The 16,282-nt window shown below is 67.3% G+C and carries 16 protein-coding genes; 4 read left to right on the top strand and 12 right to left on the bottom strand.

All coding sequences use genetic code 11. The annotated features are described in order from the left end of the window. The first annotated feature begins 727 nt into the window (after positions 1 to 727). The 3 genes from ACFWY6_RS12780 to ACFWY6_RS12790 all read left to right on the top strand — a co-directional run bounded on the left by ACFWY6_RS12780 (position 728) and on the right by ACFWY6_RS12790 (position 2,081). Positions 728 to 1,519 (top strand): helix-turn-helix domain-containing protein, encoded by a 792-nt coding sequence (locus ACFWY6_RS12780; RefSeq protein ID WP_384688478.1) that lies wholly within the window; start codon positions 728 to 730, stop codon positions 1,517 to 1,519. Positions 1,520 to 1,593: 74 nt separating this feature from the next. Next, the gene (locus tag ACFWY6_RS12785) at positions 1,594 to 1,842 is read left to right on the top strand and encodes a hypothetical protein (protein WP_384688481.1); all 249 of its coding nucleotides are present in this window, start codon (positions 1,594 to 1,596) and stop codon (positions 1,840 to 1,842) included. Beyond that, entirely contained in the window at positions 1,839 to 2,081 is a 243-nt protein-coding gene (locus ACFWY6_RS12790; protein WP_384688483.1) for a hypothetical protein, read from the top strand. Before ACFWY6_RS12785 ends, ACFWY6_RS12790 begins: the two co-directional genes overlap by 4 nt. A gap of 161 nt (positions 2,082 to 2,242) precedes the next feature. On the opposite strand, the gene ACFWY6_RS12795 is transcribed toward ACFWY6_RS12790, so the two are convergent. From ACFWY6_RS12795 to ACFWY6_RS12840, 10 genes are all read right to left on the bottom strand, one after another. Further along, positions 2,243 to 2,707, bottom strand: coding sequence for a TadE/TadG family type IV pilus assembly protein (locus ACFWY6_RS12795; protein WP_384688486.1), 465 nt, complete (start codon positions 2,705 to 2,707; stop codon positions 2,243 to 2,245). Beyond that, positions 2,704 to 3,150, bottom strand: a complete 447-nt coding sequence (locus ACFWY6_RS12800; RefSeq protein WP_384688488.1) for a TadE/TadG family type IV pilus assembly protein — start codon at positions 3,148 to 3,150, stop codon at positions 2,704 to 2,706. The genes ACFWY6_RS12795 and ACFWY6_RS12800 overlap by 4 nt, the downstream gene beginning before the upstream one ends. After that, positions 3,150 to 3,527: a TadE family protein gene (locus ACFWY6_RS12805; RefSeq protein ID WP_384688491.1), complete on the bottom strand. Its 378-nt coding sequence runs from the start codon at positions 3,525 to 3,527 to the stop codon at positions 3,150 to 3,152. The genes ACFWY6_RS12800 and ACFWY6_RS12805 overlap by 1 nt, the downstream gene beginning before the upstream one ends. 107 nt (positions 3,528 to 3,634) lie before the next feature. Then, positions 3,635 to 3,886 (bottom strand): hypothetical protein, encoded by a 252-nt coding sequence (locus tag ACFWY6_RS12810; RefSeq protein ID WP_365487672.1) that lies wholly within the window; start codon positions 3,884 to 3,886, stop codon positions 3,635 to 3,637. Positions 3,887 to 3,967: 81 nt separating this feature from the next. Further along, positions 3,968 to 4,897, bottom strand: a complete 930-nt coding sequence (locus ACFWY6_RS12815; protein ID WP_384688493.1) for a type II secretion system F family protein — start codon at positions 4,895 to 4,897, stop codon at positions 3,968 to 3,970. Next, positions 4,894 to 5,982, bottom strand: a complete 1,089-nt coding sequence (locus ACFWY6_RS12820) for a type II secretion system F family protein (protein WP_384688495.1) — start codon at positions 5,980 to 5,982, stop codon at positions 4,894 to 4,896. The genes ACFWY6_RS12815 and ACFWY6_RS12820 overlap by 4 nt, the downstream gene beginning before the upstream one ends. Before the next feature lie 7 nt (positions 5,983 to 5,989). After that, on the bottom strand, positions 5,990 to 7,300 hold the full coding sequence (locus tag ACFWY6_RS12825) for a CpaF family protein (RefSeq protein WP_384688498.1): 1,311 nt from the start codon (positions 7,298 to 7,300) through the stop codon (positions 5,990 to 5,992). Next, complete coding sequence (locus ACFWY6_RS12830; protein ID WP_384688500.1) at positions 7,297 to 8,148, bottom strand: hypothetical protein; 852 nt, start codon at positions 8,146 to 8,148, stop codon at positions 7,297 to 7,299. The genes ACFWY6_RS12825 and ACFWY6_RS12830 overlap by 4 nt, the downstream gene beginning before the upstream one ends. A gap of 17 nt (positions 8,149 to 8,165) precedes the next feature. Then, positions 8,166 to 8,906, bottom strand: coding sequence for an RcpC/CpaB family pilus assembly protein (locus tag ACFWY6_RS12835; RefSeq protein WP_384688502.1), 741 nt, complete (start codon positions 8,904 to 8,906; stop codon positions 8,166 to 8,168). Between the two features lie 409 nt (positions 8,907 to 9,315). Then, positions 9,316 to 9,765: a hypothetical protein gene (locus ACFWY6_RS12840; protein WP_384688505.1), complete on the bottom strand. Its 450-nt coding sequence runs from the start codon at positions 9,763 to 9,765 to the stop codon at positions 9,316 to 9,318. Between the two features lie 189 nt (positions 9,766 to 9,954). Here ACFWY6_RS12840 and ACFWY6_RS12845 point away from each other — a divergent pair, with 189 nt between their 5' ends. Beyond that, positions 9,955 to 10,839 (top strand): S1 family peptidase, encoded by an 885-nt coding sequence (locus ACFWY6_RS12845; RefSeq protein WP_384688508.1) that lies wholly within the window; start codon positions 9,955 to 9,957, stop codon positions 10,837 to 10,839. 83 nt (positions 10,840 to 10,922) lie between these two features. Here the strand turns inward: ACFWY6_RS12845 and ACFWY6_RS12850 are convergent, their stop codons facing one another. Both ACFWY6_RS12850 and ACFWY6_RS12855 read right to left on the bottom strand, forming a co-directional pair. Then, on the bottom strand, positions 10,923 to 11,390 hold the full coding sequence (locus tag ACFWY6_RS12850) for a hypothetical protein (RefSeq protein WP_384688510.1): 468 nt from the start codon (positions 11,388 to 11,390) through the stop codon (positions 10,923 to 10,925). A gap of 24 nt (positions 11,391 to 11,414) precedes the next feature. Further along, the gene (locus tag ACFWY6_RS12855) at positions 11,415 to 15,896 is read right to left on the bottom strand and encodes a DUF6531 domain-containing protein (protein ID WP_384688512.1); all 4,482 of its coding nucleotides are present in this window, start codon (positions 15,894 to 15,896) and stop codon (positions 11,415 to 11,417) included. Between the last annotated feature and the right edge of the window lie 386 nt (positions 15,897 to 16,282).

The following is a 16,282-nucleotide window of genomic DNA, read 5'->3' on the forward strand; positions in this document are numbered from 1 at the left end:
GAACCTACTTCGGCAAAGTTGCGTTTCGCAGCGCCGCGCGCCCCCCTTGTGCCAGAACACTACTTTTCCAAAGTAGGTCCCCCACCCTCACCTCTCGACCGGGAAGCGACGGCCACTCCGGAAGATCCGGCCGCCAGACGCTTGACGAGACCGGGACCCGTCCCCGGACCGGCCGCGTACCCCTCCCACCCCTTCAGCGGGCCGCGCTGCTACGAACAAGTCCGCACCCGGCAGGAAAACCGGATGACCCATCCCCGCAGTCCCCGTGAGCCCCGCTTCCAGGGCCGCCCGGTCATCACGCTTCTCGCGGTGGAGGGACGGGTGTCAAGGGTGGCCCGAAGGGTCATCGGCGCAGCCGACGCGCAGCGCAGCGGAGCGCCCTTTACACCCGGCCCGGAACCGCCAACCTCAGGACAACCGGGCGGCCCCGGCGCCAATCAAAGCCACAGGCCCAGCAACGCCCCCGCATCGAGGGTTCCACGACCCGGCGGCCCCGCACCCGGTAGGGCGCGACATCAAGAACCTAAGAAACGAGGGAGAGGACCCTTCCAACCCGCCCCAAACCCCGCCGCCATCACTCACACGGGTGATCAACCCCAACTCAACTGGCACATATGCCAGTTCACGGTGCAGGCTCAGCCTCGACAACCGCAGACATGAGACGGCCCCCGCCGGGACTGGCATCCCAATGCGAGGGCCTGACACCGAGGAAGAAGAGACCTTCCCGATGACTGATCAGCAGCTTAACGCGCCCCCGTGCGCACCGCCCGCCGTTCCCACCTCCGGCATCCGGCACATCAACCGCCGCCACCCGGAGCGCTTCACCGTGGTCGGCAACCACCTCACCCAGCACCGCGAGCTCTCCCTCACAGCGATCGGCCTGGCCGCCCACATCCAGTCGTTGCCCGCAGGTGCAAAGGTCACCATCAAATGCCTGGCCGACCGCTTCCCCGAAGGGGAGGTCCGCATCGCCGCAGCCCTGCGCGAGCTGGAGGCCCACGGTTACCTCACCCGTACGCGCGAGCGCCTGTCGTCAGGCCGGGTCGTCACACGCACGGTGTCGTACAACAACCCGCCTGCGATGCGGGTTAGTTCGCCACCCCTGACATGCAACACGCCGCAACCTCCGAGGCCCGCTGCCGCACCCCTTGACGATCCCCCCAAAGAACACCGCGCCGCCGCAGCCCTCCTCACCGACCTGCGGCGCCACGACCCCCGCCTCCTCCTCGCCGAACGCGACGTACGCCGCCTCGCACCGGCCGCCACCGCCTGGCTGGAGCGCGGCATCGATCCGGAGGCGGTACGCCGCACACTCACCGCCGGGCTACCGAACGCCCCGATCCACCACCCGGCAGCCCTACTGACCCACCGCCTCCGGGAGTTCCTGCCACCACCCCTCCCGGCCCTCTCGCGCCCGGACCCACTCCAGAACTGCGACCACTGCGACCGCGCCTTCCGCGCCCCGAAGCCGGGCCACTGCCGCGACTGCACCGCATCCCCCGCCACGGTTACGGCGTAGGCCGAAGAGAGAAGAGGCGAGAGAGCACCATGATGAATCGCTACCGTGACAGCAGAGCCAGAAGGGAGCGCATCATGGCCGAGCCGCTGAAGACCGTGGTCGACGGAGTAGAGGTCGAGGTGCCCAACAGTATTCCCGCCATTCGCGAAGCCCTCCCTGAGCGCAGGCGCGAGGAATTCGACCGGGAGATCAACTCAGCCGGCGTGCACGAGATCCACTCAGTGATGCGGCACTGGATGTTCGAGGCCGTGCCGGACCCGGCGGCGGACGCGATCATGGAACGCCTCGCCCGCGAGGAAGCGGAGAGGAACAGCGCCGCGTGACCTACCGCGTCTCCTATGCGCCGCCCGCCGACGACACGTTGGCGAAGATGGCGAGGACCGAGACGTTCAAGACCGCCATGGAGCAAACGCTGGGCGTTGATCCATACGGTCACGGTTCCACTGCCATCGGCAAGGACGCGGACCGCAGAGAGGCAACTATTCGCGGTGTCTTCGTCCGGTACTACGTCTCGGGTTCGGTCCTGACCGTCACGGTCGTCCGGCTCATCCCGGCGCCATAGTCCCCATGCCCGCCGCAGGGGATCAACACCCCCGCAAACCCCCTCCGTACCATGGCCCCAACGATTCGGGGAGGACCCACCGTGGACGAGCTGCCAGACCGCCGCGCGCGGAGCGGACCTGCCCGCCACCCAGTGGAAGACTGAGTGACCGTCAGGCGCCGCTAGCCGACCGCGTTCTCCGCGACCGCGCGTCCCCGCACCGTCACGTCGCCGCCGTAGAACATCCCAGTGAACACCGGGCTGTAGGTCATCTGGACCTCTACCTCGACCTGGTTCGCGTTCGCCGTCACGCAGTGCGTCGCCGCGACGTCCGCGCCGCGCATCCCCATCGTTCCGGCGAACTCTTTGGCGCGCGCGTCGCAGTTCTCGTAGTTGATGGGCGCGCCCTTGGCACCTTCGTAGATGCCCTCGGTATCGAGGTCCTGCGCGGCATAGCGCGCGGCCTGTTCCGCGATGTCGGCGGCCCGCTCCCGCTTGGAGATGGACAGGCCGCCGTCGATGACGAAGGCCGAGAGCGAGAGGAAGACGAGCGCGAAGATGATGACGGCGCCCGCGCCCGAGCCACGGTCGTCGAGGCGTTCGCGACGGGCGGCGACCCATGAACGTATACGAGGAGCGATGCTCACGCCGACCTCCGGTAGGGGTCCAGCGAAGAGCTGAAGCTGGCCTTCAGTGTCGTCTCCATGTCGAGGCCGAGAATGGCCAAGCCCCTTACCTGACAGCTCACTTCGACCGTGAAGAACGTGCCGGATTTGAAGCCCGCGCTCGTCTGGTTGACGTTGATCGGCCCGACACACACGCCCTCGAGGTCGGCCTGCGCCGCAGCCCGCGCCTCAGACATCGCCGTGCCCTGGTCCTTCTGGATCGAACCGGCGCGCGCGGCGTCACGCGCCGCCCCGTCGACGGCCCCTCGGGCGTCGACGAGCTGGCCGAAGGCCACCAGGATCAGAATGAAGAGGATCATCACGGGCGCGAGGATGACCACCTCGACGGTCGAGAGCCCCCGATCCGACCGACGGCCCGACGCACGCATCCCGTTGAGGACGGCACGGGCCCATGCGTTCCTCATCAGCCGTTGTCCTCCACGAACCGCTCCACCGGGCCCGCCGACTGCGCGCGCACCGTCATGTCGAGGCCGGGGAAGACGGACGGCACCTTCGCAGTGATCTCCACGCCGACCGTGTTCGCCTTCGGCTCCACCATCTTCACGTCCGGGCCGATCACCAGCTGCGGGCCGAGCTGCTGGATGTAGTCGTCGACCACGTCGCGCGCCTCGCCGCGCCAGCCGCCCGGGTTCTCGTCGGCCGTCGCGCGGGCCTTGCGCGCACCCGCCTGGGCGGCCGCCTGGGCGACATGGTCCGCGAAGAAGTACAGCGCGAACTGCACCGTCGCGAAGATCATGAAGAACAGCACCGGAGTGAGCAGCACGAACTCGATCGCGGTCATGCCGGATTCACCGCGGGTGGAGGCTGCCTCCACCCTGCGGCGTGCCCATCGCTTCACGCTCCCGCGCACTCGTCCCCCGCCCTCGTTCCCCGATAACCGATTGATGATCAGCAGGTCTTGCCGGCGTCGGCGCCCTCGATGCAGTCCTTGACGTCTTCCGCGCCGCCCTTCAGGGCACCGTTGATGACGGCGGCGACCACGCCGACGATCGCCACGACGACCGCCGAGATGATGACCCACTCGACCGCGGACGCACCGCGGTCGAGCTCTCCCGAGCGGGCACGCTCGACGCGGCCCTTCAGGAAGGTGACAAGGAAGTCCACAGCCGGGATCCCGGTGTTGAAGTTCCGTCCGTTCATGGTGAGTTGTCCTCTCAGGAGTGGGGGGGAGGCCGCCGGACACCTGCCGTCCGGCGGATCCGTCCGTCGCCGTGAAGTTCGTTAGACCTGGAACACGCGCATCGCCGCCGGGAAGATGAGGAAGACCAGGAAGCCGGCACACAGCAGCAACTGCGCGACGAGCATCGACTGGGATTTCTCGCCCGCACTGCCCTCGATCTCGGCCATTTCGCGGTGCCGCATCGTCTCCGCGCGGGAGGCGAGCGACTCGCGCACCTTGGCTCCGTCGTCCGCCACCAGGCCGAGGGAAGCCGACAAGTCCTTGAGCTCTTCGACGCCCAGCTGCTCGCCGAGTGTGCCGAGCGCCTGCCACTGGCTGATGCCGGTGATCCGGGCATCCGCCAGTGCGTTTCGGATACGTTTTGTCGCCCATCCGTCGGAGACTTCCGCCGCCGCCATCAGAGCCTCGGGGAGGCCCCGGCCGCCCGCCAGGCTCATCGACACCAGGTCCAGATAGGCACCGATGACGCGGCGCAGGTCACGCCGCTTGTCCTGGGCGTCGCGCCGCACTTCGAGGTCGGGGAGGAAGAAGAACAGAACACCGAACACCAGCGCCAGCCATACCGGGATGATCGGGCTGCTGCCGAATCCCAGCGTCCAGACGATGGCGAAGAGGAACGGACCGAAGAAGATGCCGACGGCCGCCAGCAACGTCTTCGTCGCCAGGAACTTCTCCCAGCTCCGGTCAAGCACCGCCAAGTCCGCCCGCAGCGAGCGCTGTTCCCAGCCCTGCTGCAGATAGAACTCGGCGACCCTCTCGCCCACGCGGGCCCGCGCCGAACCGAGCCGGCCGGAGTCCGGCTTGGGGTCCGGGGAACGGTGCGACTCGTAGGCCGCGCCCCTCGCCCGCATCGCGTCGATCCGCGCGACCGTCGCGACCGCACTCCGCTTGGACGGCATCAACGCGCGTACGAGGGCGTAGATCCCCAGGCCCATGATCGCGCCGATCACGATCGGCATCGTCAGGCTCATCGACGTACCCCTTCAGGATTCGAGAAGCCCGGCTGGCCGGGACCAGCCGCACCCGGACCCGGCTGAGGCTGGCCGTAAGGCCCCGCCTGCCCGGTCAACGGCGCCTGCTGCTCGGCCCCACCACCCGTACCCCGAGGCCGCACAAACTGCACCCCCGGCTCATCCCGGATCAGGAAGCGGTCCGGCGTCTCCACCGTCGACAGCTTCCGCAGCCACCAGAAGCCGAGCGCGAACAGGCCGCAGACACACGCCAGTACGAGCTGGCCGACCGGCGTGCCGTACGGCTCGACGAAGTCGCGGTTGAAGATCGAAAGGCCGAGGACGAACGCGATCGACACCGCGACCACGATCTGCACCGACCGCCGCGTCGACGCCCGCTGCGCCATCACGCGCTGCCGCATGTCGACCTCTTCACGCGCCGACTTGGCCAGCGCGCCGAGCACCTGCCGCAGACCGGGACCGCGCAGCTTCGCGTTCAGGATCAGGGCGGCGACGATGATGTCCGCCGACGCGTCGTCGATCTCGTCGGCCAGGATCTGCAGCGCCTCGGGAAGAGGGGTACGAGCCCTCAACCGGTCCACCAGCGCGTCCAGATGCGGGCGAAGGACCGGCGCGGCCGCCCGCGCCGAAGCGGGGATCGCCTGCTCGAGGCCGACCGCGCCCGCGATGGTGTCGCGCAGGGACTCCGTCCAGGCGGCGAGGGCCTCGACGCGCTTCATCTGGGCGCGCTCCTCGGCCGCGCCGCCGAACAGCTTGTCCCAGAAGAAGACGAGGATGCCGGACGCGATGCCCGCCACCGCCCAGCGGGTGAGCAGCAGAACCACGAGACCGACACCGACGGCCAACGAGCCCCGCTGGCCCGCGAACCTGATGAGTTCGCTCATCCGCTCGCTGGCCTTCTGCTTCTCGTGCTCGGGCTTCACGGGCAGTCCGCGCAGCGCGATCGCGAGGACCGCGAGGCCTCCGCCGACCGCGATGCCGCAGCCCAGCGCGTACAGGACGGGCAGCGAGAAGAGGCCGCCCATCGAGCCGAGTGAGTTCAGGGCGGCAAGCTCCAGTGAGTCTGAGTTCGTGGCGTGGTTCATGTCGTGCTCACCCCCATTGCCCGGCGGGGCGGTAGCCGAACGCGGCCAGGTCGTCCATGCAAGCTATCGGCGCGTGCGCGAGGACCTGCCCGTTGGCGGCCTCCGCGAAGACCTCGCTGGACAGGACGCGGCCGTCGACGCCGTTGACCTCGCGGACCGAGGTCACCATGCGCTGGAGCTTGCCGCCGGTCTGGTAGTTGTTGCGCCGCTGGATGAAGACGACGAAGTTGACGGCTCCGGCCACGAGCATCTGGCTCGCCTCGATGGGCAGCCGCTCGGAGGCCTGGAGGGCGTACGTCGAGATGCGGTTGAAGACCTCACTCGAGCTGTTGGCGTGGATCGTGGAGAGCGAGCCGTCGTTGCCCTGCGACATCGCGTTCAGCATGGTCACGATCTCGTCGCCGAGCACCTCACCGACGATGACCCGCGACGGGTTCATACGGAGGGAACGGCGCACCAGCTCGGCCATCGAGATCATGCCCTGGCCCTCGGAGTTGGGCAGGCGCTCCTCGAAGGCGACCACGTTGGGGTGCAGGTCGGCGAACTGGTCGAGGCCGAGCTCAAGGGCTCGCTCGACGGTCACGAGACGCTCGTGCGGCGGGATTTCGTTCGCCAGCGCCCGCAGCAGAGTCGTCTTGCCGGCGTTCGTCGCGCCCGCGATCATGATGTTCTTGCGGGCGCGGACCGCGCAGGCGAGGAAGTGGCCGATCTCGGGCGTCAGGGTCCCGTTCCCCACCAGGTCCGACATGAAGACCTTGCCCATGCGGGCACGTCGGATGGAGAGCGCGGGGCGGCGCGTGACGTCCATGACGGCGGAGAGACGCGAGCCGTCGGGGAGGCGCAGGTCGAGCTGCGGGTTGGCGGAGTCGAAGGGGCGGGAGGAGAGGCCCGAGTAGGCGCCGAGCACCTGGATGAGCTCGACCAGCTCCTCGTCGGTCTCGGCGACCGGATCGCCGGTCACCTCGCGCCCATCCGCGTACCCGACGAAGACCTGGTCGCAGCCGTTGATGTCGATGTTCTCGACCTCGGGGTCGTCCAGGAGCGGCTGGAGCCGGCCGACGCCGAAGAGCGCCGCGTGCACGGCGGCCGCGTACTTCTCCTCGGTCTCGGCGTCCAGCGGGGTGCGCCCGGCGTTGATCTCTATCCGGGCGTACTCCTCCAGGATCTGGGCGATGACGGCACGGGCGTACTGCCGCTCGTCCTCGCCCGACATGGGGGTGACACCGGAGACCTGGTCGAGACGGCGCTGCTCGGCGATGCGGTCACCGGCGTCCTGCCGGAACCGCTTGACGAGCTGGTGATCGACGGGAACGCTCATCGGCCGGCTCCGTGCGTGCCGGCCCCGTGCGTGCCCGCGGTCGGGTTGGCCCAGGCGGCGCCGTACTGCTGGTACAGGTCGACGGTCACCTTGCGGGCGGAGCGGATCAGCATCGACTTGTCGAGCCGGCCGCGCTTGCGTCCGGCCAACTGGTCGGCGCCCGCCGGGTCGTCGGCGAGCGTGCCCACGACGCGCGCGCCGGTCTGCGCGGCCATCAGCATGTCGTTGACCTGGTGGACGAGCTTGGCGGACGTCGAGGGGTCCGCGATGAGGAGTACGCCGATGAGCGGGGTCGCGAGCGACGCGGCCCCACGGGATCCGCCGTGCAGCTTGGCGGACAGCGCCGCGGCACGGTCGCGCACGCGGGCGATGGCCTCGGGCTCGGTCCGCGAGACGAGCAGCACGAGGGCCGCCTGCGGAAAGAGCTCGACGGCAGGGGTGTCCCCACTGACGCGACCGCAGTCGGCGATCACATCGGCGGGGGCGTTCGGCGAATCGGCGAGCTGCGAGAAGGCACGCCCGAGGGTGGGCCAGAGCCCGGCGAGCCCGGCGGCCTGTTCGGCGACACCAAGCCCCACGAGCACTTCAAGCCCACCCGCCAACGGCTGGGTGTGGTCCCACAGTTGATCGGGAACGAGCCCCCGGCGCGCGGTGGCGGCGATGCTGAGCATGCCGGTGTTCGGGTTGAGCGGTCCGCCGTGCGCGGCGGCACTGCGGTAGACCAGGTCGCCGCCGGCGGGGTCGGTCTCCGCGACGAGGACGCGCCGGGGCCAGACGGCCGCCAGTGCGACGGCCGCGGTGGTGACCCCGGGAGACCCCTTGTCCGCGGCGAGAGCAATGAGCGCCATGTCTCTTCTACTCGCCTCTAGTTGCCGTTGGGAGACACTTGGACGAGAGAGACCTGCCCCGCGGACGCGGCCCTGGTGACGGCGGCGGCGTCGGCGCTGTCGACCAGGAGCGTGACGCCGAGGGCGCCGGTGCTCACGGTCGCGTCGCTCTTGTCGGCGATGGAGCTGACGCGGGCGGCGGCGACGATGGGGCTGTCGCTCGTGCCGCCACCGGATCCGGCGGAGCCGCCGGTGCCCTTGTCGTTGGACCCGGATGACGCCGAGTCGCCGACCTGGTAGACGTCCACGGTGTCGCCGGTCTTCAGGCCGTCCGCCGGGTACTGCCCCTCCTTGAGGGAGACGCCGACGGCCGACTTGCCCGCGGGCAGCCCGCTCTTGCTGGAGAACATCTCTCCGACGGCAACGGCACCCTTGGGGATGGTGTTGGTGGCCTTGAGCTTCTTCAGCCCGTCGACCTGGCTCCACTTGACGTAGTTGATGCCCGAGTCCTCGGCGACCATCACCGAGGTGACGTTGCTGTCGTTCACGGACTCGCCCGCCGGGATCTCGTTCGTGATCTTCACGACCTCGATACGCTCCCCTGCGCGCAGCACGAGAACGGTGGCGCCGAGGGCGCCGATGAGGATGAGCAGAACGGCCAGGGCGGCGAGTGCCGGTTTGCGCTCGCGAGGCGGCGCGGGAAGGCGCTCACCGACCGCTGGCTGAACCGGCGCGGCAGAACGGCCGTTGCCCGCCCCCGTACGCTCTTGGATCTTCACGCAACTGCTCCCCGCACGCCCAAGAAGTTTCGGTCATTTTCGGACACTCGCGACTCTCTCGCCCGCCTTAGGCGGTCTATCGCTCGCCTCGGGCGGGCTATTCGGCCCCAGGCACAGTGTCAAGTCATCGCACCGTATCAGCAGCACATAAGCCCCTCAAGGCGCGCCAAGACTGCCGGAGCCCGCACCCCTCATCGTTATCCACGCGCAATCCACGCTCCATGGTTCCCACGCATTCCTGGAACCTCTGGAGAGGCAAAGATGTGCGTACGCGAATAGACGCCCTTTGCGCAACGGGCGGCGCAGGGCGCGGTGATGAGGAACACCGACCGATCCGCCTTCTGCCGGACCGCTGATCCTTCAGCCGCACGGATGACGCCGGAAGGGGCGGGGCCGGTTCCCCCGTGGCTCATTCCTTCTGCCAAACCGCCACAAGGTCCGCGCACCGCACCACGATCGTGGCGTCGGTCAGCTCGATCTCGTGCACGATGCCGCCGCCGGGGGCCGGCCGGACCTCGTCGAGCAGCACCGTGATGGACTCCATCCAGTCGATGGAGTCGTGATATTCGACGGAAAACCCGGTGACGCCGACGTACTCGATCCGCAGCCCGGCGGGGTGCTTCCACGGGTTGGGCAGGAAGCCGATGCCGGCGCCGCCCACTCTCGTGACGGGCAGCGAGACCTCCGCAAGCTCAAGATCCTTCACACACCGGTCACTTGAGAACGAGTAGTGCCCGGCATCGGAGACGAACTCCCAAGCGCCGTCCGGGAGGGCCTGCTTGAGCCCGGGAAGGGCTGCGAGGTAGGCCGCGGCATCAATGCTGAACCCGCGGAACTCCGTATCCCATTCAACTTTCACGTACTCCAACGAACCTCACCGCCCAATGAACCTCACCGCCCAATGATCCTCACCACCCAATGAACCCGGGCCCCTTGTCCCCCGTCTCACAGTCCGGCGCGGGCCCCCGGCGAATGCACATCACACGAGCAGAGCACGGCGGTGTCCCGCGCCTGAAACTCCTGCTCACGAAAGAGAAATTCAACCCCCATGAGACTTTCCTTTCCCTCACGCGCACGACGCGGCTCGCGCAAGACGGTGGCGGCGACCGGTGTAGCCACAGCCGCCCTGGCCCTGGTGGCCACGGGCACCCCCGCGCACGCCATCATCGGCGGCACCGAAGTCTCCAACGACGCCTACCCCTTCATGGTGGCCGTCATGGACAAGGGCCAGGGCAGCGCGCTCGACCGCCAGTTCTGCGGCGGCAGCCTCGTCACCGCGGACACGGTGATGACGGCGGCGCACTGCCTCGTCGACGACGCGGGCAAGCCCGTGAGCCCGAAGAAGCTGCAGGTGGCGGTGGGCCGCACGGTCCTCTCCGCCTCCGGCCAGGGCCAGATCCGCAACGCCGCGAAGGGCGGCGTGGTCGTCCACCCCCGCTACCTCAAGGGCCAGGAGGCGTACGACGTAGCGTTCATCCAACTCAGCAAGCCGGTAAGGGGAATCAGCCCGATAGCCCTCCCCACCCAGGGCACGGACGCACTGATCCGCCCGGGCCAGAAGGCGACGGTCTCCGGCTGGGGAAACACGGACACGGAACTCCCCAACACCCCTGACCGCCTCCGCGAGGTGAAGGTCCCGATCCTCTCGCACGCGGAATGCAAGACGAGTTACGGGGAGTACGACTCGAAGGTCAACTTCTGCGCGGGAGTGGAGACGAAGGACTCCTGCCAGGGCGACAGCGGCGGCCCCATCTTCCGCCACGTCCCCGGCCGCAGGGCCCCCATCCAGGTGGGCGTCGTCTCGTACGGCGAGGGCTGCGGGGCGCAGGGTGCTCCCGGCGTCTATACGTCGGTCAGCTCGTCGAAGCTGTGGAAGACGCTGGATGAGTCGGCGGGCGGCAAGAAGGTGAAGCGGGCGATGAACCGCCGCTGAGCGGCGGGCAATGTAGGTGGGAGTGCCCCCGCCATGGTCCCTCCGGGCGAGGGCCTCCCACCGGTGCGCTTCGCTACGGCCGCCTACGCGACATCGGAATCCACGACGACGGCGGCGGGTGCGCGGTCACCCAGCGCACGAATCACCGTTTCCAGCGGCAAGGACTGCCACCAGGACGAGAAGTCGCTTTCCTGACCTCCGCGGAACCACCAGTCCTCGAAATCACCGAGCACTTCAAGGTCCCCGGTCACCTGATACTTCACTTCGCAGGAGACCTGCGTGTAACTCTCATGCTCACCGGATGAGTCCACATTCTCGAACTGCCGCGTCAGGTTGATGACGAAAAGTGGCTCCCCGGAGAGGGAATTGACCCCGTACTCGACAAGGCATCCATCGGTGTCGGAGCCTACGGGCACGGAGAATTCGACTCGAGCGAACTCTGTGAAGGCGCGCAGGGCGGCAGACAGTGGATCCCCCGCTGTCGCAGCTTGCGCCGCCAATAGGCTGCGCAGTCGAGGGACGGCCTCATCGAGAGGAAGCGGGTTTGACATTCCATTCCTTTCCTTGATGGAAGTTCAGGCGGGCCAGGGGCCGGCCAACATCCCTGCCCGCATGTACTTCAACACATCACGCGCCTCATCGGCGTTGCGCGTACCCGACATCAAGTAGTTCACGGTGTCGTAGTACTTGTTAGTGTGCACCTTGGAGTGCACAGCAGTACCGTTCGGGTTGGGCGACGCCGACCCCTTGGGAAGGAAGACGCCGTTGTCGGCGTCATTGATGTCGATTCCGTGCCGCTGAAGTTGAGCCCTGGCAGCTGCGGCCTTCTTGGACGTACTCGCGACCATGTGATGCGCCGCCGTTTCAACTGGGCGTGGAATTCCTGCCGCGACCATGTTGTCACCAAGGATCTTGGCGTTGCTGGAGCAGGTAGCCGCCAGGCCCAGAGGGTCGCACCAAGCTTGTGGATTATCCACGTATGCGACGGGATTGGGAGCCGGAGAGAGCCCCAGCGGATCGGGGGATACGTAACGGGCGGTTTCCGGGTCATAGTGACGATGGAAGTTGTAGTGGAGCTCAGTCTCGGGGTCGAAATACTGTCCGGGAAAACGCAGGGGGGTATATGTGGTGGAATTGCGGCTCCACGCAGTGGTTCCCCACAGACTGGCACGACACCGCCAGGCGATGTCGCCTGTTTCATCGATGAGTTCAGTCGGGGTGCCTACGAGGTCGGTGACGATGGCGAAGAAGCGGTTATCGATCTCTTGCTGGTAGTCGCCGGAAATTCTTACCCGTTCGGTCTGGGAGATGGGTGTCTGCCCATGATGGTCCCAGGTGAGCGTGACCGGGTTGGGTATCTCCTCGGCCACAGTGGTCTGCTCACACAGAGTGGTTCCGTCCCAGGTGAATACGGTCTCCTCGACCACCGTTTCACCATCGAGAGCCATGCGCTGCTTGGAGGTGCGTCGACCGAGTGGATCGTATGTGTAGCGCCATCGCGTACCGTCCGGGGTCGTGACGGAGGCGAGGCGATCCTCCGCGTCCCAGGAATAGCGCCAGGTGTCAGGCTTACGGGACAGCCGCGCCTTCTGGCGGAGGGTGATGCGACCGAGTCCGTCATGTTCGTATCGGACCTGCCCGGCATGAGTGATGCGGGTTCCGCTGTAGGAGCGGATACCTGTGGCTTCATGGCCGGGATGACTCCGGGGCCACTCGGACTCCGTCTGACTCCCGATCGCGTCGTAGGCGTAGGCCTCCGACCAGCCTTGAGCATGCACGGCGGTGACCCGGGCGCCAAGATCGAGATCAAAGCGGCGGGCGCCGGAGAGCTGGTCGTCGATGGCGCTTAGGTTGCCGTCGTCTCGATACGTGTAGGCGCGCTGCTGGACTGATCGCCCGTCCCTGGCAGTGACCGACTGCTTGATAAGGCGGCCCACCTCGTCGAAGGCCTGTGCCAGCGTGACATTGGCTGCGACCTGGCGGCCAGTCTCCCTGCCGGCCAGGTCGCGGCTGAAGCCGATGGCACGCCCGCCGGCCGTGAGCCGAGTGAGCTGACCTACCGCGTCATAGACCCAGGCACTCCTCACTCCGGTGGGCGTCGTCCGGCTGGTCCGGCGCCCCGCATCGTCGTATGTAGAGGTCAGGGTGCGGCCATCGACTGTCTCTGAGAGCAGTTGGCCCGCGCGGCCCCACTCCAGGACGAGCGACGAACCCTTGCGGTCGGCGCGAGTGAGATTGCCGACGGGATCGTAGGCAAAGGTGGTCAGCACTCCCGCCGCGTCCTTACGGGTGAGCCTGCCGAGTACGTCGTGTTCGTAGGTGAACACCTGCCCCATCGCATCTGCACGGGATGTGAGGCGACCGGCGGCATCGTGCGTGTAGCTAAGCGTGCGGTTGTCGAAATCCGTCTCGGAAATCAGACGCCCGCTTGCGTCATAGCCATAACTCCACGTCAGCCCCAGCGGGTTGGTCACCCGCGTGAGACGCAGCGAAGAGTCGTGATTGAACTCGTAGCGCGTGCCGTCCGGGCCGATGCGAGCCGCCAGCAGATCAAAGTGGCTGAATTCGAATCTGGTGGCATGCCCCATCTGATCCGTGTGGAGGATGCAGTTCCCTTCCCCGTCGTACTGCCATTCCTCGATCGCCCCGTCGGGCGTGACGCGGCGAAGGAGCTTGCCCTCCACGGACCAGGTCAAGCGGGCATTTCGCCCCAGTTCGTCGACTAGGAGAAGGGGACGGCCCCATGCATCGCGCACCCAGGCAGTGTTCGTTCCGCGTGCGTCAGTGGCCTGAAGTAGCAGCCCTGCCGCATCGCAATGCAGAGTGGTGACGCGACCTGACTCGTCAGTGACCCCCGCAAGCGCACCGGATTGCGTGTAGGCGGTCCGAGAGACCGCCCCTGACGGGTCAGTAATGGCAGTGCAGTTGCCTCGCTCGTCGTAGGCGTACTGCCAGTTTGTGCCGTTCGGCAGGTCGATGGCGGTGGCAAGGTTCAGTTCGTTGTAGGTGACGCGAATAGCCATGCCGTCAGGTCGGGTCACCTCGACCGGTTGCCCTGCCTCATTGGTGATCAACCGTGTGGTGTGCCCAAGCTGATCCGTGGTGGCGGCGACGTTCTCGTAGACGTCGTATTCGGTGGTCACCGTGCCGCCCAGCGGGTCGATCTCCGCGGTGACCAAGCAGCGGTCGTCGATGACGAAGCGAGAGGTCGCTCCCTCTGCCGAGATCACCTCCGTGACACGGCAGTCGGGCCACGCGGAGTCCCGTACGTCGTAGGCGAAAGTGTTGGCCAGGTGTCCGGCCACGCCCCGCTGGGCGATGCAGCGGTCCTGGTCGTCGTAGGTGTAGTCGTAGCGGCTGTTGTTGGTGTCCTCCCACGACGTGATGTGCAGCTGCTCGTCATAGGTGAACTGCATCGGCAAGTCGGAGGAGTTGGTGATGGCGGTGAGGTTGCCGTATGTGTAGCCGTATCGCTTGATCAGGACGTCCGTGCCGTCCTCGCCCGCGCCCGCCAGGCCGAGCGCGGTGACGCGCTCGTCCTCGACGGTCAGTTTGAGGTGGTAGCCGCCGCTGTGGCGGATGGCCTGCGGGGTGCCCTCGGTGTCGTAGTCGAAGTCGATGGTGTTGTGATTGCGGTCCGCTATTCGGGCCAGGAGCGCCACGTCGTCGATGGGCGGGGCGAAGTGGCGGCAGTGTCCGGCCACGGGATCGGTGATGCGGTAGCCGCCGTTGTCCAGGCGTTCCAGCGGCCAGCGCGGGCCGGACTCGGGCAGCACCGGTGTGTCCGGTCCCCGGGGGTGCGGGTAGGCGAGGAGCATGCCGTCCTCGGTGACGAACACGACGCCGTCTTCGTCGATTTCGAGGCGCTGGTCGACGGTGGAGGACCAACTGGGCCCGAACCAGCCGCCGGTGCGGTAGCCCGAGGCGACCCGGCGGGTGAAGGCCAGCGGCAGGACGCCGGGCAGGGTGACGTCGGTCTCGGCCAGGAACATCTGTCCGGTGGCCACGTCCACCGGGTCGCCGCAGCCCTTGATCTTGCTCTTGACGCGGTTGTACGCGCCCTTCGCGCCGTTCTTCAGCGCGGTGCGGGCCGACTTGAAACCCTTCAGCCCGCCCTTGAGCCCCTTCAGGCCCTTGCCGAGTTTCGCGGCGGTGGTCAGCCCCTTCATGCCAGGTACGCAGTCCAGCGCCGCGAACGCGACGTCCATGAGGGTGGCTTGGCCTTTTGCGTATTTGGTCAGCGTGTCGGCGAGGACGATCGCTCCGGCGACGATCACGATCGCGGCGAGGATGGGCCCGCCGACAATCATCGCGATCACGCCGACCACGGCGACGACGACCTTGCAGACCGCAACGATGGTGTCCCAGTTGTCGGAGACCCAGTCGCCGATCTCCTCCCACCACTTGCGGTTCTGGATACCCGCGTCGGAGGCCTCGTCGATCTTCCGCTTCGCGGTACCGGCGGCCTCCTGGCGCATCTTGCGCGCGTCCTCGGCCATCTTCTTCGCCGCATCCAGCGCACTCTGCGCGGAGGTGACGTCGCCCTGGGCGGTGGTCTGGGCCTTCTCGGCGGAGGCGGCGTTGCGGGTGGCGGCCTTGACCTTGTCGGGATCCGGCTTGGGTACGTCCTTGCCGGACTTGTTGCCGCCGTCGTTGTCGTCCTTGTACTTGTCGGCTTCCTTGCCCGCCCGCTCCACCCAGGAGTTCGCCGACGTCAGCTTCGACTTGGCACTGCTCAAGTCGGCCTGTGCCTCACGGCCCTTGACCAGCGCCTTGTCCGCGAGGGTCTGGGCGCGCTCCAGATCCGGCCAGTACGCCGACAGCGCGTCGCCCGCCATCTCGTAGCTCTTCTTGAGCTTCTTCAGCTTGGCGGGAGCATCCTCGAACTGCTCGGTGAAGGCGTCCGCGGTCTTGCCCGCCCACTTCAGGATCGCGTCCTCGCCCGCCATCCCCTTGATGTCCCGCAGGACCCTGCCGACATCGTCGGAGAAGTCGTGCAAGTTCTTGGCGAGGCTGCGAACCCGGTCCGGATCACCCGGAGTTGGATCCTTGTCCAAGTCCAGGACATGCCAATCCCGCGGCCTATGGCCCGCCATCCTGCAACCCCCGCCTCGTCCGCCTCACCAGTACCCGTACGCACATGCGAAGTTACTAGTCTCGTACGAGGGACGAAAGGTGGCAGGTTGGCAGCCCGGAGGAGGGCCTCAGCCACAACAGACGGCGTCGCGCGGAGGAATCCTTCTTCTCCTGTGACCAATTCGGGGGAATGCGCGAGGTAGATGGCTTTCTGGAGCATCACTCCGAATCAATCGGAAGTCGTCCCTTTTATGGCGACTATTCGCCCTGGCCGAGTCTCGAGACCTTCACTACTCAGCCACTACTCACTGCAGTGAATCCTGGTGAAACCATCGTCCACTTCAGTAGCGTCAGACCGCGTGAAGAA

This window comes from Streptomyces sp. NPDC059037, assembly GCF_042740015.1.
Taxonomy (GTDB): domain Bacteria; phylum Actinomycetota; class Actinomycetes; order Streptomycetales; family Streptomycetaceae; genus Streptomyces.